Origin of the sequence: Lactonifactor sp. BIOML-A5 (genome assembly GCF_009677585.1) — a bacterium.
Classification (GTDB): Bacteria; Bacillota; Clostridia; order Lachnospirales; family Lachnospiraceae; genus Lactonifactor.
In genome coordinates this window covers 247,120-267,593 of record NZ_WKYV01000001.1, presented here as the reverse complement: position 1 = coordinate 267,593, position 20,474 = coordinate 247,120, and the positions used below count along the sequence as shown (strand labels likewise).

The window sequence follows — 20,474 nt, the reverse complement described above, 5'->3', positions numbered from 1 at the left end:
CAACGTTCTATCACAATTTAGACACAAATGGTTGTTAGACTAAAGCCATAAGATAAAGAAAGATAAATAAAAACGTTGAAGATAGAAGGGAGCATGATTATTATGAATGAAGAGTGGAACAGAGATAATTCATTAAACAATTTACCGGAAGGCACAGAGCATCCCGGGGAAGAGAATCAAAAGGAAGATACTATCCGCAGTTCGGAGTCACAGATTAATTTTACTATGAGAGACAGCAGCCGGGAGGAAGAAGCAAGACAGACCTCCGCCTCAGAAAAGGAGGATGCCGGAGAACAAAAAACCCAGTATCACTCCTACCATATTTCAAATCCTGTCCCCCCTCAGGAGCCCCCCAAGAAAAGGAAAAAGGCCGTTTCCTCAGGAGGATGGGGAAAGAAATTTGCCGTATGCGTTAGCTTTGCCGTAGTATTTGGGCTCGTGGCCGGTGTTAGTTTTCAGGCAGTCAATGCGGTAGGCAACAGTCTGAACGGTACAAAAGAAAAGGAACAGGTCAAGATTGGAACCACAGATCCGGTTGGAACCTCTGACAGTTCAGTGATTAATACCTCCGCGGCAGACACATCCGCAGCGGGATCTTCCGTAAAAGAAGTTGCTAAAAATGTAATGCCATCCCTGGTAGCTATCACGAATATCAGTGTCCAGGAAGTTCCGAATTATTTTGGTTTTGGCAGCCAGCAATATGAGGGTAAGAGCAGCGGGTCAGGAATTATTGTAGGGCAGAACGACTCAGAACTACTGATAGCTACCAATAACCACGTAGTAGACGGAGCCACAACCCTTACAGTCTGCTTTACCGGGCAGGAGGATGCGGCTGCTGCAGAATCTGACAGTCAGTCAGCTTCTTCCAGCGAACAGGATCCCAATGCAGTGGAGGCTCAGATAAAAGGTACCGATCCAGATAACGATCTGGCTGTAATTGCGGTAAAATTAGCAGATATCCCGGAAGACGTTAAAAGTCAGATTAAAATTGCTAAATTAGGAGACTCTGATGCCCTTGAGGTAGGTGACCAGGTAGTTGCTATCGGCAATGCCCTCGGATACGGACAGTCTGTAACATCCGGATATGTCAGTGCTCTGAACCGGGAAGTAAGCGTTGAAAATGTTACAAGCAGATTGATTCAGACAGACGCAGCTATCAACCCAGGCAACAGCGGCGGTGCGCTTCTGAACATGAAGGGTGAGGTTATCGGTATTAACTCCGTTAAATTTGCATCCAGTGAAGTAGAAGGCATGGGGTATGCAATCCCCATTACAACAGCGGAACCTATCTTAAATGAACTGATGAATCAGGAGACAAAATATAAAGTGACAGATGAGAATAAGCAGTCTTATCTGGGAATTAGCTGTAAAAATGTAGATTCGCAGATTACAGAGATGTATAATATGCCTCAGGGAGCCTTCGTATCAGAAGTTACCTCAGGAGGTCCTGCAGAGGCAGCGGGGATTAAGAAAGGCGACATTATCACAAAGATCGAAGGAACCAGTGTCTCTTCAGCAGATGCCCTCATTGAGCAGCTGGAATATTATGAGGCAGGAAAGACTGTGGATGTGACGGTTGCACGTGCGGAAAACGGAGAATACAAAGAGCAGACTCTTTCTGTAACCTTAGGAAACAAGAGTGATATGCCCTCCAATGTACAGCAGAAACAGTAATAAATGACTACAGAATAGGATAAGGGAACCGCAGGCTATTTGTCGGCCTGCAGTTCCTTTTTTCATTGTCCTCTGACTTTAGAAAAAGTTCACTTGTAGACCGTATTAGATTAGGATATAATGATGGAAGTAGAAATCGTAAAGGAGAACACTATATGTCAGAAGATAAAGAATTATTTGATGAGGCAGATATAGAAGAAACCGCAGTCACTGTGGATGATCATGATAAAAAAGATGACGACGAGTATGAAAAAATATGTTTTATGTGCCGCCGTCCTGAGAGCAAGGCTGGAAAGATGATAAGTCTTCCCAATAATATTAACATCTGTACAGAGTGTATGCAGAAAAGTTTTGACACAATGAGCAGCAGCAATATTAATTACAACGATCTGATGAATAATATTCCTAATATGCCGAACATCAGTATGATTGACCTGTCGACTCTGCAGGATCAGATCCCCAAAAAGCAGAAGCTGAAAAAGAAAAAGGAAAAGCCAAAGGAAGAGGAGACTGCAAAGACACTCAGTATAAAAGACATACCTGCTCCCCATAAGATCAAGGCCAGCCTAGACGAATATGTGGTGGGGCAGGACTATGCTAAAAAAGTAATGTCAGTGGCTGTTTATAATCACTATAAAAGAGTATACGCTGATAAGGTGGATGATATTGAAATTGAGAAATCAAATATGCTGATGATTGGCCCCACCGGAAGCGGCAAGACGTATCTGGTGAAGACTTTAGCCAGGCTGTTGGATGTGCCGCTGGCAATCACGGATGCTACCTCCCTGACAGAAGCCGGATACATTGGAGATGATATTGAAAGTGTAGTATCTAAGCTCCTGGCGGCAGCGGATAATGATGTGGAAAAGGCAGAGCATGGGATTATATTTGTGGACGAGATTGATAAGCTTGCCAAGAAAAAGAACACGAACCAGAGGGACGTCAGCGGAGAATCTGTGCAGCAGGGAATGCTTAAGCTTCTGGAGGGAAGCGAAGTGGAGGTCCCGGTAGGTGCAAACAGCAAGAATGCTATGGTCCCCCTTACAACGGTGGATACCAAAAATATTCTGTTTATCTGTGGGGGCGCTTTTCCGGAGCTGGAGAATGTAATCAAAGAACGGCTGAATAAGCAGTCTTCCATTGGATTTAACGCGGATCTGAAGGATAAATATGACCACGACGAAACAGTTCTTCAGAAGGTTACTGTGGATGATTTAAAAACATTCGGCATGATTCCGGAATTCTTAGGAAGGCTTCCAGTGGTGTTTACTCTGTCTGGCCTGACGAAGGAAATGCTGGTTCAGATATTAAAAGAACCTAAGAATGCGATCTTGAAGCAGTATAAAAGGCTTCTGGCTCTGGATGAAGTGAAGCTGGAGTTCGAAGACGGTGCCCTGGAGGCCATAGCGGAGATGGCGCTGAAGAAGCACACAGGAGCTAGAGCACTTCGGGCAATTCTGGAGGAATACATGCTGGATATTATGTATGAGATTCCAAAGGATGACAGTATCGGAGAAGTAATTATAACAAAGGAATATATAGAACATACCGGAGGACCCAGGATTCTTCTTCGGGGGCAGGAGCCCGTCCGGCTGGAGGCGACGGAAGGATAGGTACAGAGCCGGAGGCAAGGCAGGTGGAGTATGGGATTTTTAATCATCGCAGCAGGAATTTTCTGCTTAGACTATTTTATAAAGCGTAAGGTAGAGGCGGATAAATTACTGAATGTCACAGAAGAACGTTTGGGAGGCAGAGTCCTCATCCGCAGGACAAACAATCCGGGGATAGCATTTGGTTTGTTAAAAAAGGACAGGAAAAAGGTTACTTATATACAGCTTACAGGACTTTTGCTGGCCGGAATCGGTTATCTGTGGCTCCTTTTTCAGAAGGGGTATACAATAGCTAAAATAGGTGCAAGCTTTATTCTGGGGGGTGGATTATCCAACTGGCATGACAGACAGCGTCAGGGCTATGTGACGGACTATGTAAGTTTTAAGTGTCCATGGAAAAAATTTGAGAATATTGTTTTCAACCTATCAGATCTCTTTATTTTCCTGGGATGCATTGTGACTGTGGTGTCTCAGACCTTCCATAAAAAGTAAAAAAGAAGCAAAATATGCAGTCCTGCTGGCAGCGGTCTCTCACTCTGCCTGCAGGACTATTTTTATTACATAGGAAACTGCGTTCCCTATCGCAATTTTTCTTATTTTATACCAGGCTCTGTCATGGCCAGGGGATCCAGAATGTACTCCAGCTTATCTTTTTCCACGATCCCCTCCTCCAATATCAAATCACGGACGGATTTGCGGGATGCCAGTGCCTTTTTTGCAATTTTAGCAGCCTTCTGGTAACCGATGTGGGGACAGAGTGCAGTGACTACCCCCACACTGCCCTCCACCAGCTGACGGCACCTCTCAGCATTCGCAGATATGCCCTTCACACAGTTATCCACAAAGGTCTGTACCGCATAGGCAAGAGTATCAATGGATTGAAACAGATTATAAAAAATAATAGGCTCAAAGGCATTCAGCTCCAGCTGTCCGGCTTCAGCCGCCATAGTAATAGTCATATCATTCCCTATAATATGAAAGGCTACCTGATTTACTACTTCCGGTATCACTGGGTTTACCTTTCCGGGCATAATAGAAGATCCATTCTGTTTTTCGGGAAGATTAATCTCACCGAAACCAGTTCTGGGTCCGGAGGACATCAGTCTCAGATCATTTGCTATCTTGGAGAGTGTAACGGCGCAAGCCTTTACAGCCCCAGACACAGCCACAAAGGAATCCAGGTTAGAAGTGGCATCCAGCATATCGTAGGCCTGGATGAATCCCATCCCAGTAATCTTATCCAGATTGGGCACAATCCTTTTGACGTACTGTGTATCTGCATTTACGCCGGTTCCAATGGCTGTTCCCCCCAGATTGAGGCTGCGCATCTCATCCTTTGCCACATCCATACGGTATACATCCCTTTTGACAGCTTCGGCATATGCTTTAAATTCCTGACCCAGGCGAACGGGGACTGCATCCTGCAGCTGTGTTCTTCCCATTTTTATAATGCCGTCAAATTCTTTTGCTTTTTCTTCCAAAACATCATAGAGGCGACGGAGTTCTTTTTGTGCGTTTTCCAGCAGACGCAGAGAAGTCATTTTTCCGGCTGTGGGGATGACGTCATTGGTGGATTGTCCGCAGTTTACGTGATCATTGGGATGGATGATGGAATAGTCCCCCTTTTCTCCGCCCAAAAGTTCAATGGCGCGGTTGGCGATCACCTCATTGGCATTCATATTTAAAGAAGTACCTGCACCGCCCTGAATTGGATCTACAATGAATTGTTCATGGAGCTTTCCTCCTATAATTTCGTCACAGGCCTGAACGATGGCCTCTCCTAATTTCCTGTCCAGGGTACCTACCTCGCAGTTTGTAATAGCTGCTGCCTTTTTTATGTAAGCTAGGCTGACAATAATCTCCGGATGCATGGACAAACCTGTGATGCGGAAATTTTCTGCAGCCCGCATTGACTGTACGCCGTAATATACCTCCCCGGGAACATCCATCTCGCCGATGGAGTCTTTTTCCATGCGGTAATCTCTGCCGTCCAATTTAATCTTTTCAACCATTTTTCTTCCTTCTTTCCTCTTCCTTTGCTATTATTATAGCCTTTCCCTGGGATAGGGTCTAATATATATAAATATATAAATCTTATAAATCAGAAGTTATACTCCTGCAGGAGAAGGGGAAAGAAGGCTGCTTCGGCTGAGCGTATTTATTGATACTGTTTGCTCATCACTTTAAAGCTATTGGATCCGGGTCTGTGCCTGTTCCAGGATATAGTTTAATTGCTCCATAACTTCTTCCGGCAGTGCAGGCGCTCTGTGTTCTGCCAGAATGCCAGCTGTTTTATTATGGATTCTGCTGCGCATATCAAGGGATGTTTTGGACCAGCTGCTGTAAAGCTGACGGTCTATTAAGGTAGGAAACCAAAATTCTTCCCGGAAATGTTCAAAGGTGTGTTCATGGGTCAGAAATTCCCCTCCGGGTCCCACTTCATGAATTACGTCCAAGGCAAGTGTGTCTCTGTTAATTTTCATCCCTTTGGTAATTCTTCGCGCGAATCCTATGATTTCATCTGACATTACAATCTGTTCCAGCGCCCCGGACATAGCCCCGTCCAGAAAACCTACATCGTGAACCAGATGGCCTCCGCTGAGGCTATTCATTATGATCTGCATAGAAGTTTCAATTGCCGCCTGCTCATCCACGAGTTTAGAGTCCGTAACACCTCCGGTCTGCATGGAGGGAAGATTCAGGTAGTGAAAGAGATCCGCGACAATACTCTCCCCCAGGCAATGTTCCGGACTTCCGTAAGCTGAATGGGTGGTGGACATATCTACAGTCAGCACTACCATTCCACAGGCGATTGAACATCCCTCACGGATTAGCTGAGAGAGGACAACTCCGGCCAGCATCTCCGCCAGGCCCGATGCCAGTGCGCCAGCCATGGTGACCGGTGCTACGGAACCAAGCTGCGCTCCGCTCATCCAGATAACGGGAAGACCTGACTGGACGCAGTACTCCAGTTTTTCATAAATTAAATGGGGAATGATTAATGGGGTAACCGGACAGCCGGGAAACAGGGCGGCAAAAGGCTTATCAATCAAATCCTTTCGGCTGCCTGCGATGGCAGAGCACATTTCTACCTGCTCTCTTAAACCTTCTACGCCTACGCCCCAGCCGATGACTGGCTTTACGGTATTTGTCAGCATTTCATACATTTCAACCACATCAGAGATGGGTACTGGGCAGTCTGATATCTGTGCTAATCCCATCACAAAGTCGATATTGGGACAGGCATCTGCGACCCTGGCGCTGTATGTCACGTCTCTGCGTACCGCTTCCCTTCTTCGGCCGGTTTCAAAGTCATTAAAAAATGGATTCGTAGGTCCCAGCCCGTAATAAGTATTAGAACCGCCCGCCCGAAGGGCAACATTCCCGAAGCGATCGTAGAGGACTAATTCCGGGGCCGCTGAGTTGATACAGCGGATGACCAGGTTCCGGGGGAATATCACAGTTTTCCCCTCTTTTTTGCAGCCCGCTTTATCGAGAAGTGCAACCGCCCTTTCATGCTGCACCTCCAGACCTGTTGTTTCCATAATCGTGAGGGCGGCATTGATAATACGTTCACATTCAACCTCCGAGACTGCATGAAACAGCCCTCCGTTTATCTGGTAGTATGATTTTAATCCTTCAATTGCCATAACCGTACTCCTTTCGACAATCTCCTAGTTTTTTTATATCTTAAACGCTATATGGTTATACAAGCAAAAACTGTGCCAAAATAAGGCGAGTGTGAAAAACGATTGTCTGTCTATTATGAGAGGCAGTACACGAGAGAGGAGTTGGAGTTAGTGCAATATTAATTGCGGTAATAATTATTGCTTTTATTGACTAACTGCAATAATTATTGCATTATTAGTGTAAGAGCTCTATTAACTTATGGCATGAGGAGGTATTGAGAATGGAATCAATTTTTTGGGAAATCCTGGATATGCTGCCCACGGCAGTTTATATTTTGAATCAGGATGGCACCTTTAGGTTTATTAATAAGGCCGCAGAAGAACTGGACGCACTCAGGCGGGATGAGATAATTGGCAAACAGGCGTTTCAAATCTATCAGAGTATTTATCTGGGGGAAGAAACCATATCCCCGGGGATCACTGCCCTGCATACGGGTAAATCAATAGAAAATATAAATCTGGAATGGTATTGCAACGGGAAACGAAACAATGCTTTAACCAGTGCCTATCCGATAGTAAAAGAAGGAGAAACGGTAGGTGCAGTGATCTTTTGCGATCCTGTGAGTTCTCTGAAAAGGCGGCTGATCCAAAATATATCATTTATGAAGAAGAGCACCATTAAACTCAGACACAAACAACTGAAAAATGGAACAGAATATATGTTTGATGATATTATGGGAAAAAGCAGTGTATTGCAGAACACCATACAGGTTGCAAAAAGGTTTGCAGGAAAAGATATGCCGGTTATGCTCTGCGGGGAAACAGGCACTGGAAAGGAACTGTTTGCACAGAGTATACATAATGCCAGCAACTATTATGCAGGTCCTTTTGTCCCGGTGAACTGTGCAGCTATTCCGGAGACTCTGCTGGAGAGCACTTTGTTCGGTACGGTAAAAGGGGCATTTACCGGGGCAGTAGACAGTGTGGGGTTATTCGAAAAAGCAAAAGATGGTTCCATATTTCTGGACGAAATCAATTCCATGCCTTTGCTGCTGCAGGCTAAAATTCTTCGTGCCATTCAGGAAAAGGAGGTTCAGAGAGTAGGGGACAATAAATTCAGGAAAATAAGCTGCCGTATAATCAGTGCAACCAATGTACTTCCCGAAAAGCTCATAAATGATAAAATTATGAGGACGGATCTGTATTACCGTTTATCCACAGGCCTTATTATTATCCCGCCTTTGAGGGACAGAGGCAATGATTTATTTATTCTAATGCAGTCATTGATTGATAAATATAATGCAGAACAGAATGCTCTGGTGATTGACCTGATCCCTTCTTTAAAATCAATGTTTCTAACCTATGACTGGCCAGGAAATGTACGGGAGCTCTCAAACATCCTGGAAAGTGCGTTTAATATGCTTGGTGATAATGATTCATATATAGGGTTCGAACATATCCCTAATTATTTTTTGGAGTATCTGAAAAAGTCGGTGATTAAGAATAAAAGCGTAAAGACCGCATATGACATGGCCTTTAAACAGAGTGCAGACAGCTGGGAGTTATCAGAATATAAGAATCTGCCCCTGCTGGTCGATAATTATGAAAGGACGATTATAGAGTCGGCTATGGAGAAAACCAGAGGGAATCTGACACATTGCGGAAAACTTCTCGGCATATCTAGACAGTCACTGACAGTGAAGCTTAAAAAATATAAGATTACTTCCGGAGAGTTTCGCTGATATGAACTGGCACATAATTTGCTCATAAACATAAATAACATATCTTAAACGCTGAAGATAGAAGTTATTTATGCAAAGGGGGCAATTTATGAACACAAGGAAAGGTGTTAAAAACAAATGGTTTATTCTGATTCTGCTGTCCGCGGCTGTGGGGCTGATCTATCAGCTCCCCTATCTGCGCTACTCTTATTATGATGCAATGCTGGAGGCCTTTGGATATTCTAATGCCCAGCTTGGAAATTTGATGAGTGCCTATGGGATTGGCTCCGTGATCTGCTATATCATAGGCGGAGCTGTGGCTGACAGGATTTCCAGTAAAATATTATTATCTTCCGGACAGATATTAACTGGACTTGCGGGCTTCTGGTTTGCCGCTTTTCCGGCCTATCCCATTGCCTTTGGCATTAGCTTTTTCTGGGCTTTTACCAGTTCTCTTATCTTCTGGCCGGCACTGATCAATTATGTGAGGAACCTTGGAACTGAAAATGAACAGGGAAGGCTGTTTGGGCTTCTGGAGGGCACCCGGGGGTTTATATCTACTTTGATTGGCCTTGGAATTGTAGCCATATTTAACCGGGCTGTTTCCATCGCAGGTGGACTGCGCACAGTTATTCTTATCTATGCAGTCGTAAATATTGTCTTAGGCATCATTACATATTTTGTCATTCCTGCAGCCAAGACAGAGGTACAGGGGTCTGCGGAAGGAAAGATTTCACCTGTCCGCAATTTTATTACGGCTCTGAGAATGCCTCAGGCGTGGCTCATTACAATTACTATATTTGCTACTATGATGTGTTTCATCTGCCTGGGGTACTTTACGCCCTACCTTACCGGAGTAATGGGGGCTTCTGTAACCTTTGCAGCTGCCATTGGAACGCTTAGGACCTGGGGGCTTCAGATAGCCGGGGGAACTTCGGGAGGATTTATCGCAGACAAAATTCATTCTTCCTCACTGACGATGGTCTTTGCTTTTATCATTATTGCAGTGGGATTTGGAATTATGCTTTTTATACCGGGGGGCAGTCAGTTTCTGCTTTTGGCTACGGTTCTGATGTTTACATTTGGTTTGGCTATTTACGTGAACCGTGGAGTTTATTTTGCCACATTGACGGAAGCGGGCGTGCCGGCCGGTGTAAATGGAGCTGTTGTAGGATTTGCATCTGCTCTGGGATTTCTTCCGGATGCGTTTATGTATACGGTAATAGGGCACTGGCTTGATCGGTATCCCGGTGCATCCGGGTATAAAATTATCTTTGCCTGTGCTATGGCAAGCGCAGCCGTGGGTTTTCTTTGTGCTGTCTGCATTTACCGCCTGTCCAGAAAGCAGAGAGAAACTGTGGGCCCTATGGCCAGGCCCCAGCAGAACTAGCAGACCGGCAGCACCGCTCCCTGAGAGGAATGGCGCTGCCGGATTTTTTAGCTGGTTGTCTATAAATACTGTCTGCAGAGTGTCTGAAATATTTCTACATGTATGTTCTCATCTTCTATGATTCTTTGTAAATTTGCCACAACATAGGGATCCCGGATGCTTTCTGCCTGCCTTTTATATTTGCGGATAGCCTCTTCCTCACCCCGAAGAGCGTTCTGAAGCAGATCCTTGAGCTGTCTGGGGTATTGATTGCATCCGGGGGACCAGTATATGGGACGTCTTCTTGTGTACGCCCACAGGCGGGGATCGGCACCAAGAAGATACGCCAGCCTTCCAAAAATATCCAGATGGTGCATCTCAACGATCATGATCTTGTGGAAACAATCAGATATCTCCTTGTAGGTCTCTCCTGCAATAATGCTGTTGTAAAAATAGAGGCTGACTGCTGACATTTCTGAGTTGCAGGCCCCTATATTACTTGCCATCTCCCTTGCGTACATCTGATTCATACATTTTACCTTTACCTGGGGATACGGAGCCTCGGCGGCAAATACAAAGCCTTTTTGTTCCATACAACACCTCCTGATTCTTTCTGTTAACATATGTATGAGACAGGTTGGGGTTTTACGCCAAGAATTTTATTTGGAATAAAACACGACAGTGGCCGGGAGGAGAAGCATTGGGGAAATTAACATATTCTTAACCCTTCCTATGGACACTTTCTCCCATGAGAGTGTACAGATACCCTCATTTTGCTGATTTGCGACAAATTACTCCCTTCAGCCTTCGACGGGATTTGTTTGAATCCACCGGGTACTTCTTCTATAATAGATACCATTATGGTTAAATCATGTTCATTAAGGAGAGGTATATTGTGGAACAGAAGGATGATCTTAAAGCTTCAGAGTGGGCCGTGAAAGAAGGCGGCTATAAGCAGATATTTGACGGAGCACCTATAGGGTATGTAATCTATGAAGAAGATGGCAGAATTATAACAGCCAACCGGGCTTTTGGCAGAATGGTAGGGGCTGGAGAAAACAGTACAGAGAGTGAGAGCAAAAATTTTTTCGATTATATCCTTCCGGAGTATGAAGATGTGATGTGGGAGATGATACACAGGATTCTTTGCTATGGGGAGACGGATGCTGCGGACATAGAACTTCAGGGGGAGTGCAGAACTATTGCAGTAACTGTGACAAGCAGAAAATACCAGGAGAGGGCAGAGGATAACTGGAAAAAACGTGGCGGCAAGGCTGTTATATGGAGTGCGCTTACAGACACCTCCGGTCTAAAGCGAAAACAGATGGAGATCATGGAATTGAGCAGGAGAGATGCTCTCACCGGGATGTACAACAGGCATTTTTACGATGATTTTGTACAGAATCAGAATGGGGACAGTGAGCTTCCCCTGACAGTGGCTATGATTGACATCGATGGTTTGAAGATGATAAATGATTCACTGGGTCATTCTTTTGGGGATCGGGCTATTATAAAAGTTTCCAGGGTACTTAAAAAATTTGCATCTCCAAATTATTTAATCATACGCACGGGGGGAGATGAAATAGTGATTTTTTTCAGAAAGACACTTTTGGAAGAGGCTCAGATTTATCTGAATAAAGTGCAGGAGGAAATTAAATCCTGTATTCTGGGCGGCCTGCCGGTCTCATTTTCCTGGGGATACGCTGTAAAAAAGGAACCAGAGGAGTCTCTGGTTACTATAATTTCTGCAGCTGAAGATATGATGTACAGCAGGAAGCTTCTGCACAGTACAGGAAAAAAGTATGAGACCATTGATCTGATTCTAAAGACTTTATTTGACAGAAACAGTAAGATTTACCGGCACTCGCAGAGGGTATCGCGTCTGGCCGGTGCATTTGGCCAATATCTGGGCTGGGAACAAGAGAAGATACACTTCCTGAGACAGCTGGGATATGTTCATGACATTGGAATGGCATCCATATCGGATGAAATATTAAATAAGAAGGAACTGCTAAATGAGGAGGAGAAAAAGGAAATAAGGCGCCACTCAGAAACGGGATACCGTATTCTTCGGTCTATGCCGGAAACTCATGAAATGGCGCGGGTACTTTTGTTTCATCACGAGAATTGGGATGGGAGCGGTTATCCCTACGGGATTCAGGGGCAGGAGATACCTCTGGAATCCAGGCTTCTAATGCTTGTGGATGCATATGACAGGATGAAGTATGGTTATTATGGCAAAGCGGCAGAAAACGATAAAGCCATTATCTCTGAATTAGAAAGGTGGTCCGGCAGACAGTTTGATCCCTGGCTGGAGAGACAGTTTGTGAAGTGGATGGAGGAACCGTCAAAAGATACAAAAGATTATTTACCTTTATTTTGATAACTGCTATAATATACATAAGTTTTATTCTGGCTTGTTCCTATGTAGTTCAAACCAAATATACGTAAAATCAGAAGAGAAAGGAATTACGAAACATGCCCAATTATTATCAACCAGAGATAGAATGCGCATCTCAGGATCAGATCAAAGCATGGCAGGATGAGCGTCTTGTGAAAACGGTACATCACGTTTATCAGAACGTGCCATATTACCGCAGTATGATGGACAAAAAGGGGGTAAAGCCTGAGGATATTAAGTCCAGAGGGGATCTCCATAAATTGCCCTTTCTAACTAAGGACGATTTGAGGGAAGCGTATCCATATGGATTAATGGCAATGCCGCTAAAAGATTGCGTGCGTATCCAATCCACAAGCGGAACAACAGGAAGAAGAGTAGTTGCTTTTTATACACAGCATGATATCGATCTGTGGGATGAGTGCTGCGCCCGGGCGATTGTGGCCGCCGGGGGAACGAAAGACGATGTGGTTCATGTAAGCTATGGATATGGCTTATTTACCGGCGGCCCGGGGCTTAACGGCGGGTCTCATAAAGTGGGTGCCCTTACACTCCCTATGTCTTCCGGAAATACAGATCGTCAGATCCAGTTTATGTGTGATCTGGGTTCTACAATTCTCTGCTGTACGCCGTCCTATGCGGCTTATTTAGGAGAGACAATCTGTGAAAGAGGCCTGCAGGATCAGATTAAGTTAAAAGCAGGTATCTTTGGCGCGGAGGCCTGGAGTGAAGAAATGCGTCAGGATATCCAGAACAAACTGGGGATTAAAGCTTATGATATTTATGGTCTTACTGAGATATCAGGGCCGGGTGTGTCATTCGAGTGCAGCGAGCAGGCCGGAATGCATATTAACGAAGATCATTTTATTGCGGAGATTATCGATCCTAATACCGGAGAGGTGCTGCCGGACGGAGAAAAGGGAGAGTTGGTATTCACTAGCATTACAAAGGAGGCATTCCCTTTGCTTCGCTACCGGACCAGGGACATCTGTGTCCTGAATCGTAAGAAATGCTCCTGTGGAAGGACGCATGTGCGTATGACAAAACCAATGGGACGCAGCGATGATATGCTTATTGTTAAAGGGGTAAATGTTTTCCCGTCACAGATTGAGACAGTTCTTTTGAACAAGGGATATCCCGCTAATTACCAGATTATCGTAAGCAGAGAGAATAACAGCGACAAGCTGGAGGTGCTGGTGGAAATGACACCGGAAATGTTCTCCGACTCCCTGTCCTATGTATCGGCCAAGGAAAAAGAACTGAGGGATGCACTGAAAGCAATGCTCGGTATTTATGCAGTGGTAAAACTTGTGGCACCAAAGAGTATTGCCCGCAGCGAGGGAAAAGCGGTACGTGTAATTGATAAACGTAACCTATATTAAAGAGGAGGGATACTATGACTGTAAAGCAGATATCTGTTTTTCTGGAAAATAAGCCGGGCCAGTTAAAAGAATTCGCCAAGCTTCTGGACGACAATCAGATTAATATGCATGCCATGTCATTGGCTGATGCGGAAGACTTCGGCATTCTGAGAATCATTGTGGACGATTCCTATAAAACAGCCTGCGTGCTGAAGGATGAGGGTTATGTCTTTTCCATAACAAAAGTTCTCGCAGTAGAAATTCCGGACAGGCCGGGAAGTCTAGTCAAAGTACTGGACATTTTAGGCCAGAACGGTGTGAATCTGGAGTATACATATGCTTTTATTACGAGAAAAGTGGATTTGGCCTATATGATCTTCCGTGTGCCGGATAATGAGAAGGCGATTGAGGTGCTCAGCAAAAATGGCATAAAACTTATTTGCCAGGATGCACTTTCGGATTTGTTTGCTGATTAACAAGTGAGAGGGAAAGCGTTGCGAAGCAGACGGCGTTGTCGTTTGGGGGGCAGCGTTTTCTTTTTGTATGGGCGGGGAGGGGACGGTGAGAGGAATCCCGCGGCGGTGGGCTGGCTGGTTCGGGCGGGAGGAAGGCCTGGGTTCCGGGGACACCTCCGTCGCGAAGAGAGTCTAAGACAAAACCGGAATCCCCGCCGGAGCACCGTTCGTATGTGCAAAGAATGCTTTATGTGCATTCTCTGCCCATGCTCACTTTTTTTCGGCCCGGACTGCCGAAAAAATCTCCTGCGTGAATCCCGGTTTTGCCTAAGACTCTCTAAACACTCCTGCGGAATCGTCCGCGGAACCCAGGCCTTCCTCCCACCCGAACCAGCCAGCCCACCGCCGCGGGATTCCTCTCACCTGGGTATGGGATAGTTCCGGGGGGTAGATTTTTCAGAAAAGGAATGATTTCTTCCACACAGTACCCGCGGCCCTAAGACCTCCTCTCTTGAGCGTCCGTCTGCGACGCTCCGCTCGCTGACTATTTTACTCTGAGCTTCACATACACAAAACTATTATTTATATTTAGAAGTAATGAATCTAAAAGATAAGAAATGCTTAACGATGAATGAAAAACGGAGGTTATATGACAGCAGTATTATTTGATGTTGATGATACATTGTACGAAAGAAAGGTGCCTTTTGTGAAAGCGTATAAAGAGATTTTCGGGGGAAGGTATCAGGTACCTGCTGAAGGGTTATACGAATCAAACTGCCGGCACAGTGACGAGGTGTTTGAACTGTCAAGAACAGGGGCTATGTCCATGAGGGATATGTATATCTATAGGATCCAGAAAGCATTCCAAGATTTTGATATCTGTATCGGGGAGGCTGAGGCTCTTGCTTTCCAGGAGGCGTATGCGAAGCACCAGAAGAAACTGGACCTGGCGGAAGGGATGAGAGAGGTGCTTTCTCTTTGCAGAGACAGGGGAATTGCTATGGGGATTATAACGAACGGCCCATCGGATCATCAGTGGGAAAAAATCAGAACTCTGGGGGCAGATGCCTGGATACCAAAAGAAAATATTTTTATATCCGGCGACGTAGGAGCTGCCAAGCCGGACGTCTCGGTATTTCAGTTGGCAGAGAAAAGCATGGGGCTGTCTGGGGAAGCTGTTTATTTCATAGGGGATTCCTATAAGAACGATGTGGAAGGGGCCAAGAAGGCGGGGTGGATCCCTATCTGGCTCAATAGAAGCGGCAGGAAGCCCGAGGAAGAGGAGGCTGCCTGTTATGTGGCTGACAGCGGCAAAGCACTGTATTGTCTCCTGAAAACTATTCTTCCATGAAAAAAACATGAACCTTTCAGATAAGGTTCATGTTTTTTAAATAAAAAAGATGCAGGAGATGGGACTTGAACCCACACGATATTGCTACCACAGGCACCTGAAGCCTGCGCGTCTGCCAATTCCGCCACTCCTGCATTTCTCTGTTATGTACTGCCCCGCAGCACATGACATATAATAACCTTTTTTGAGATAAAAGTCAATAGTTTTTGAGAAAAAAATTAAAAAAGTTTCTCACACAATACAAAAAGTTTTGTTTTAAAACAATAAAATTTAGGCATAAGAGGAAAGAAAAAAAGGTTGAAAAACATCATATATTGTGGTACACTTTTTACAATTTGAGAACTCCCAGGGATATGCAGAAAGAATCACATATAGATAATAGGTAAAGAATCTCTGAGAGAAAGCCCCTACTGTTATGGCGTCTCTTTTTTTTTGAAAAAATGTAGGGTGAAGTCATCTGAAGGACGTTAACATGAATAGGAAAGGAACTACAGGTGAAAGAATGAAAGCATTTCTAATACTGGAAGATGGAACTGTGTTCACCGGGACGAGTATCGGGTCGTCTCGGGAGATTATCAGTGAAATCGTATTTAACACATCTATGACAGGATATCTTGAGGTTTTAACAGACCCATCTTACGCAGGACAGGCCGTATGCATGACCTATCCGCTCATCGGTAATTACGGCATCTGCCATGCAGATCAGGAATCATTAAGACCATGGCCCGATGGCTACATTGTCAGAGAATTATCCCGAATCCCCAGTAACTTCAGAAGTGAAGATTCCATACAGAATTTCCTGGTACAATATGACATACCGGGAATTGCCGGAATTGATACCAGAGCCCTTACTAAGATTTTAAGAGAAAAGGGTACTATGAATGGTATGATTACTACGAATGAGAACTTTGCACTGGATGAGATAATACCGAAGCTAAAGGCATATACTACGGGTAAAGTGGTTGAGAGAGTAACCTGTAAGGCAAAGAAAGTCTTAAAGGGAAAAGGATCAAAGGTTGCCCTCATGGACTTTGGGGCAAAGAATAATATTGCCAGATCTTTACACGAGAGAGGCTGTCAGGTTACCATATATCCTGCGCTCACATCTGCAGAAGAGATTTTGCGGGAACAGCCGGACGGCATTATGCTATCCAACGGACCTGGAGATCCCAAGGAGTGTGCTTCTATTATAGAAGAAATTAAAAAGCTGTACGAAAGCAATATTCCAATTTTTGCCATCTGTCTGGGGCATCAGCTCATGGCACTGGCTACTGGTGCTGATACCAAAAAAATGAAGTATGGCCACAGAGGGGGCAACCATCCGGTAAAAGACCTGGAAAATGGCAGAGTTTATATCTCCTCACAGAACCATGGATATATGGTAGACACCGCCACCCTGGATCCTAATGTGGCAGTGCCCGCATTTGAAAATGTTAATGATAAGACAAATGAGGGGTTAAAATATATAGGAAAGAATATTTTTACCGTGCAGTTCCATCCGGAAGCCTGCCCGGGCCCTCAGGATTCCAGCTACCTGTTTGACAGATTCCTGAAGATGATGGAGGTGACTGAATAATGCCAAAGAATCCAGAGATAAAAAAAGTATTGGTGATCGGTTCCGGGCCAATTATCATCGGCCAGGCGGCTGAATTCGATTATGCCGGTACCCAGGCCTGCCGCTCTTTAAAAGAAGAGGGAATTGAGGTAGTGCTGCTTAACTCGAACCCGGCAACCATTATGACAGATAAAGATATCGCAGACCGGGTTTATATTGAGCCGCTTACAGTTGAAGTGGTAGAACAGCTGATTTTGAAAGAAAAACCAGACAGTGTCCTTCCCACCCTGGGCGGGCAGGCCGGACTTAATCTGGCTATGGAGCTGGACGAACGGGGATTTTTTGCAGAGCATAATGTGCGTCTTATAGGAACTACCTCAGAAACAATAAAAAAGGCAGAAGACCGCCTTGAGTTTAAAAGTACAATGGAAAAGATTGGAGAGCCGGTGGCGGCCTCTCTTGTGGTAGAAAATGTAGCGGACGGCGTGGCGTTTACCAATACCATAGGCTACCCTGTAGTGCTTCGTCCGGCCTATACCCTGGGAGGAAGCGGCGGCGGGATTGCCCGCAATGAAGAAGAATTGGTAGAAATTCTGGAAAATGGTCTTCGTCTCTCCCGCGTCGGCCAGGTGCTTGTAGAGCGGTGCATCGCCGGTTGGAAAGAAATAGAATATGAAGTAATGCGTGACAGTGCCGGAAACTGCATCACAGTATGTAATATGGAGAATATTGATCCTGTTGGGGTTCACACCGGAGACAGCATCGTAGTAGCTCCCTCCCAGACACTGGGGGACAAAGAATACCAAATGCTTCGTACCTCTGCATTGAACATCATCAGTGAGCTGAATATTACCGGCGGGTGTAATGTACAGTATGCACTCCACCCGGAGAGCTTTGAATACTGTGTCATTGAAGTAAATCCCCGTGTATCCAGATCCTCAGCTCTGGCTTCTAAGGCGACGGGATATCCCATTGCTAAGGTTGCTGCCAAGATAGCACTTGGATACACCCTGGATGAGATACCCAATGCAATTACAGGAAAGACTTATGCCAGCTTTGAGCCTATGCTGGATTATTGTGTAGTTAAGATTCCCAGACTTCCTTTTGACAAGTTTATCAGTGCAAAGAGGACACTCACTACACAGATGAAAGCTACCGGTGAGGTGATGAGCATCTGCAGTAACTTCGAAGGGGCTCTTATGAAGGCCATCCGTTCTCTGGAACAGCATGTGGACAGCCTTATGTCTTATGATTTCACAGAACTGACAAGGGAAGACCTGCTGGAACAGCTGGCTGTGGTAGATGACAGAAGAATCTGGGTGATCGCAGAAGCTATCCGCAGAGAGATCAGCTATGAAGAGATTCATGAGATTACAAAGATTGACATATGGTTTATTGATAAGATAGCAGTGCTGGTGGAGATGGAACAGCAGCTGCAGACGAATGAGCTGACGGCAGAGTTGCTCCGCGAGGCGAAACGCCTGGAATTCCCGGATCACGTAATTGCAGGCCTTACTGGTATGACAGCCGAAGAAGTGAAGGCTAAGAGAAAAGAACAGGGGATACTGGCGGCTTATAAGATGGTGGATACCTGTGCAGCAGAATTTGCCGCCGCCACCCCCTACTATTATTCTGTGTACGGCGGTGAGAATGAGGCGGTGCAGACCAGGGACAGAAAAAAGGTACTGGTCCTGGGATCCGGACCTATCCGCATCGGGCAGGGGATTGAGTTTGACTTTTGCTCTGTACACTGCACCTGGGCATTCTCACAGGAAGGGTATGAGACAATTATTGTGAACAATAATCCTGAGACCGTAAGTACAGACTTTGATATTGCCGACAAGCTGTATTTTGAGCCGCTCACACCTGAGGATGTGGAGAATATCGTTGACATAGAGCAGCCCGACGGAGCTGTGGTTCAGTTTGGAGGCCAGACGGCAATTAAACTTACAGAAGCATTAATCCGAATGGGGGTTAAAATTTTAGGAACCTCGGCAGAGAATGTAGACGCGGCGGAGGACAGAGAACTTTTTGATGAAATTCTGGAGCAATGCCGGATTCCCCGTCCCCAGGGACATACGGTATTTACAGCGGAGGAGGCAAAAAAAGCTGCCGGTGAGCTGGGATATCCAGTACTTGTGCGCCCCTCTTATGTTCTGGGCGGTCAGGGAATGCAGATTGCTATCAGTGACCAGGATATCGACGAGTTTATAGGCATTATTAACCGTATAGCCCAGGAGCACCCCATACTGGTAGATAAGTATCTCCAGGGAAAGGAAATTGAGGTGGATGCTGTCTGTGACGGTGAGGATATCCTGATTCCGGGGATTATGGAGCACATCGAGCGGGCCGGCATTCATTCCGGTGACAGCATATCGGTGTATCCTGCCCAGACTATCAGCGACACTGCGAAAGCAACCATTGAGGACTATACCAGGAAACTGGCAAAATCTCTTCATGTAATTGGCATGATCAATATTCAGTTTATCGTGTGTAAGGAAGATGTGTATGTCATTGAAGTAAATCCCCGTTCCAGCCGAACCGTGCCTTATATCAGCAAGGTGACAGGAATACCTATCGTACCCCTGGCTACCAAGGTGATTCTTGGCCATAAGATTAAGGAGCTGGGATATAAGCCCGGACTGCAGCCCGAAGCTGATTATATTGCTATAAAGATGCCTGTATTTTCTTTTGAAAAGATACGGGGAGCTGATATAAGCCTTGGTCCGGAGATGAAGTCTACAGGTGAGTGCCTGGGAATAGCGAAAACATTTAACGAGGCCCTGTATAAGGCATTCCTGGGAGCAGGAGTAAACCTGCCCAGACATAAAAACATGATTATGACGGTGAAGGATGAGGATAAGCAGGATGCAGTGGAGATAGCCAGACGCTTTGAAGCTCTGGGATACAAGATTTATGCGACCAGAAGTACAGCGAGAGTCCTGAAGGAGCACGGAGTAAATGCGATCCGCACAAATAAAATAGAGCAGTCCTCTCCGAACCTGATGGATTTGATTTTAGGCCATAAAATTGACCTGGTCATTGATACGCCGTCTCAGGGAGTAGAGAAAGCGAAGGATGGGTTTATTATTCGGAGAAATGCCATTGAGACAGGGGTAAATGTACTCACTTCTCTTGATACGGCGACTGCTCTGGTTACCAGTCTGGAGAATACAGATTTGAATCGGCTGACACTTATTGACATTGCCAGGATCGCAGGCCGCTGATAACAGGGAAGGTACAAAAGCATGGCACAGCAGAATAAAAATACGGCTGTGCCATGCTTTTGTAAAAATTGAAAGTAAGTCATACGGCATTCTGAGGAGCGGTATGTGAACAGAAATTGAGCAG

Annotated in this window: 14 protein-coding genes and 1 tRNA gene; 11 read left to right on the top strand and 4 right to left on the bottom strand. The window is 45.4% G+C overall.

Going from position 1 to position 20,474, the window contains the following annotated elements:
* The first annotated feature begins 102 nt into the window (after positions 1-102).
* From GKG41_RS01150 to GKG41_RS01140, 3 genes are all read left to right on the top strand, one after another.
* The gene (locus GKG41_RS01150) at positions 103-1,674 is read left to right on the top strand and encodes a trypsin-like peptidase domain-containing protein (protein WP_243140950.1); all 1,572 of its coding nucleotides are present in this window, start codon (positions 103-105) and stop codon (positions 1,672-1,674) included.
* A 155-nt stretch (positions 1,675-1,829) separates the two neighbouring features.
* Positions 1,830-3,287, top strand: a complete 1,458-nt coding sequence (gene clpX / locus GKG41_RS01145; protein ID WP_072848337.1) for an ATP-dependent Clp protease ATP-binding subunit ClpX — start codon at positions 1,830-1,832, stop codon at positions 3,285-3,287.
* Between the two features lie 30 nt (positions 3,288-3,317).
* On the top strand, positions 3,318-3,776 hold the full coding sequence (locus tag GKG41_RS01140) for a signal peptidase II (RefSeq protein ID WP_072848335.1): 459 nt from the start codon (positions 3,318-3,320) through the stop codon (positions 3,774-3,776).
* A gap of 101 nt (positions 3,777-3,877) precedes the next feature.
* On the opposite strand, the gene GKG41_RS01135 is transcribed toward GKG41_RS01140, so the two are convergent.
* Both GKG41_RS01135 and GKG41_RS01130 read right to left on the bottom strand, forming a co-directional pair.
* Positions 3,878-5,296, bottom strand: coding sequence for an aspartate ammonia-lyase (locus tag GKG41_RS01135; protein WP_072848334.1), 1,419 nt, complete (start codon positions 5,294-5,296; stop codon positions 3,878-3,880).
* A 177-nt stretch (positions 5,297-5,473) separates the two neighbouring features.
* A complete protein-coding gene (locus tag GKG41_RS01130; RefSeq protein ID WP_154256421.1) occupies positions 5,474-6,934 on the bottom strand; it encodes a trimethylamine methyltransferase family protein in 1,461 nt (486 codons plus the stop codon).
* A 260-nt stretch (positions 6,935-7,194) separates the two neighbouring features.
* Here GKG41_RS01130 and GKG41_RS01125 point away from each other — a divergent pair, with 260 nt between their 5' ends.
* Together GKG41_RS01125 and GKG41_RS01120 are read left to right on the top strand one after the other, a co-directional pair.
* Positions 7,195-8,655 carry a sigma 54-interacting transcriptional regulator gene (locus tag GKG41_RS01125; protein ID WP_154256420.1) on the top strand — a complete coding sequence of 487 codons (1,461 nt, stop codon included), beginning with the start codon at positions 7,195-7,197 and terminating at the stop codon, positions 8,653-8,655.
* An 88-nt stretch (positions 8,656-8,743) separates the two neighbouring features.
* Complete coding sequence (locus GKG41_RS01120; RefSeq protein WP_173015485.1) at positions 8,744-10,024, top strand: MFS transporter; 1,281 nt, start codon at positions 8,744-8,746, stop codon at positions 10,022-10,024.
* Between the two features lie 59 nt (positions 10,025-10,083).
* Here GKG41_RS01120 and GKG41_RS01115 read toward each other — a convergent pair whose 3' ends face one another.
* Positions 10,084-10,596: a ferritin family protein gene (locus GKG41_RS01115; protein WP_072848326.1), complete on the bottom strand. Its 513-nt coding sequence runs from the start codon at positions 10,594-10,596 to the stop codon at positions 10,084-10,086.
* Between the two features lie 302 nt (positions 10,597-10,898).
* Between GKG41_RS01115 and GKG41_RS01110 the strand changes: the two genes are divergently transcribed.
* The 4 genes from GKG41_RS01110 to GKG41_RS01095 all read left to right on the top strand — a co-directional run bounded on the left by GKG41_RS01110 (position 10,899) and on the right by GKG41_RS01095 (position 15,568).
* Positions 10,899-12,386: an HD domain-containing phosphohydrolase gene (locus GKG41_RS01110; RefSeq protein ID WP_158640961.1), complete on the top strand. Its 1,488-nt coding sequence runs from the start codon at positions 10,899-10,901 to the stop codon at positions 12,384-12,386.
* Positions 12,387-12,481: 95 nt separating this feature from the next.
* On the top strand, positions 12,482-13,783 hold the full coding sequence (locus GKG41_RS01105) for a phenylacetate--CoA ligase (RefSeq protein ID WP_154256416.1): 1,302 nt from the start codon (positions 12,482-12,484) through the stop codon (positions 13,781-13,783).
* A 14-nt stretch (positions 13,784-13,797) separates the two neighbouring features.
* Entirely contained in the window at positions 13,798-14,238 is a 441-nt protein-coding gene (locus GKG41_RS01100) for an ACT domain-containing protein (RefSeq protein ID WP_072848321.1), read from the top strand.
* A gap of 628 nt (positions 14,239-14,866) precedes the next feature.
* On the top strand, positions 14,867-15,568 hold the full coding sequence (locus tag GKG41_RS01095; protein WP_173015484.1) for an HAD family hydrolase: 702 nt from the start codon (positions 14,867-14,869) through the stop codon (positions 15,566-15,568).
* A gap of 50 nt (positions 15,569-15,618) precedes the next feature.
* Here GKG41_RS01095 and GKG41_RS01090 read toward each other — a convergent pair.
* Positions 15,619-15,702: transfer RNA gene (locus GKG41_RS01090), tRNA-Leu, on the bottom strand.
* 368 nt (positions 15,703-16,070) lie between these two features.
* Here GKG41_RS01090 and GKG41_RS01085 point away from each other — a divergent pair.
* Positions 16,071-17,144, top strand: coding sequence for a carbamoyl phosphate synthase small subunit (locus GKG41_RS01085; protein WP_072848745.1), 1,074 nt, complete (start codon positions 16,071-16,073; stop codon positions 17,142-17,144).
* The gene (carB, locus tag GKG41_RS01080; protein WP_072848317.1) at positions 17,144-20,350 is read left to right on the top strand and encodes a carbamoyl-phosphate synthase large subunit; all 3,207 of its coding nucleotides are present in this window, start codon (positions 17,144-17,146) and stop codon (positions 20,348-20,350) included. Before GKG41_RS01085 ends, carB begins: the two co-directional genes overlap by 1 nt.
* The last annotated feature ends 124 nt before the right edge of the window (positions 20,351-20,474 follow it).

What these genes read in the sequence shown, in the direction of transcription:
- GKG41_RS01150 (WP_243140950.1), top strand. Translation starts at nt 103, where the DNA reads ATGAATGAAGAGTGGAACAGAGATAATTCATTAAACAATTTACCGGAA.
- clpX (WP_072848337.1), top strand. Translation starts at nt 1,830, where the DNA reads ATGTCAGAAGATAAAGAATTATTTGATGAGGCAGATATAGAAGAAACC.
- GKG41_RS01140 (WP_072848335.1), top strand. Translation starts at nt 3,318, where the DNA reads ATGGGATTTTTAATCATCGCAGCAGGAATTTTCTGCTTAGACTATTTT.
- GKG41_RS01135 (WP_072848334.1), bottom strand. Translation starts at nt 5,296, where the DNA reads ATGGTTGAAAAGATTAAATTGGACGGCAGAGATTACCGCATGGAAAAA.
- GKG41_RS01130 (WP_154256421.1), bottom strand. Translation starts at nt 6,934, where the DNA reads ATGGCAATTGAAGGATTAAAATCATACTACCAGATAAACGGAGGGCTG.
- GKG41_RS01125 (WP_154256420.1), top strand. Translation starts at nt 7,195, where the DNA reads ATGGAATCAATTTTTTGGGAAATCCTGGATATGCTGCCCACGGCAGTT.
- GKG41_RS01120 (WP_173015485.1), top strand. Translation starts at nt 8,744, where the DNA reads ATGAACACAAGGAAAGGTGTTAAAAACAAATGGTTTATTCTGATTCTG.
- GKG41_RS01115 (WP_072848326.1), bottom strand. Translation starts at nt 10,596, where the DNA reads ATGGAACAAAAAGGCTTTGTATTTGCCGCCGAGGCTCCGTATCCCCAG.
- GKG41_RS01105 (WP_154256416.1), top strand. Translation starts at nt 12,482, where the DNA reads ATGCCCAATTATTATCAACCAGAGATAGAATGCGCATCTCAGGATCAG.
- GKG41_RS01100 (WP_072848321.1), top strand. Translation starts at nt 13,798, where the DNA reads ATGACTGTAAAGCAGATATCTGTTTTTCTGGAAAATAAGCCGGGCCAG.
- GKG41_RS01095 (WP_173015484.1), top strand. Translation starts at nt 14,867, where the DNA reads ATGACAGCAGTATTATTTGATGTTGATGATACATTGTACGAAAGAAAG.
- GKG41_RS01085 (WP_072848745.1), top strand. Translation starts at nt 16,071, where the DNA reads ATGAAAGCATTTCTAATACTGGAAGATGGAACTGTGTTCACCGGGACG.
- carB (WP_072848317.1), top strand. Translation starts at nt 17,144, where the DNA reads ATGCCAAAGAATCCAGAGATAAAAAAAGTATTGGTGATCGGTTCCGGG.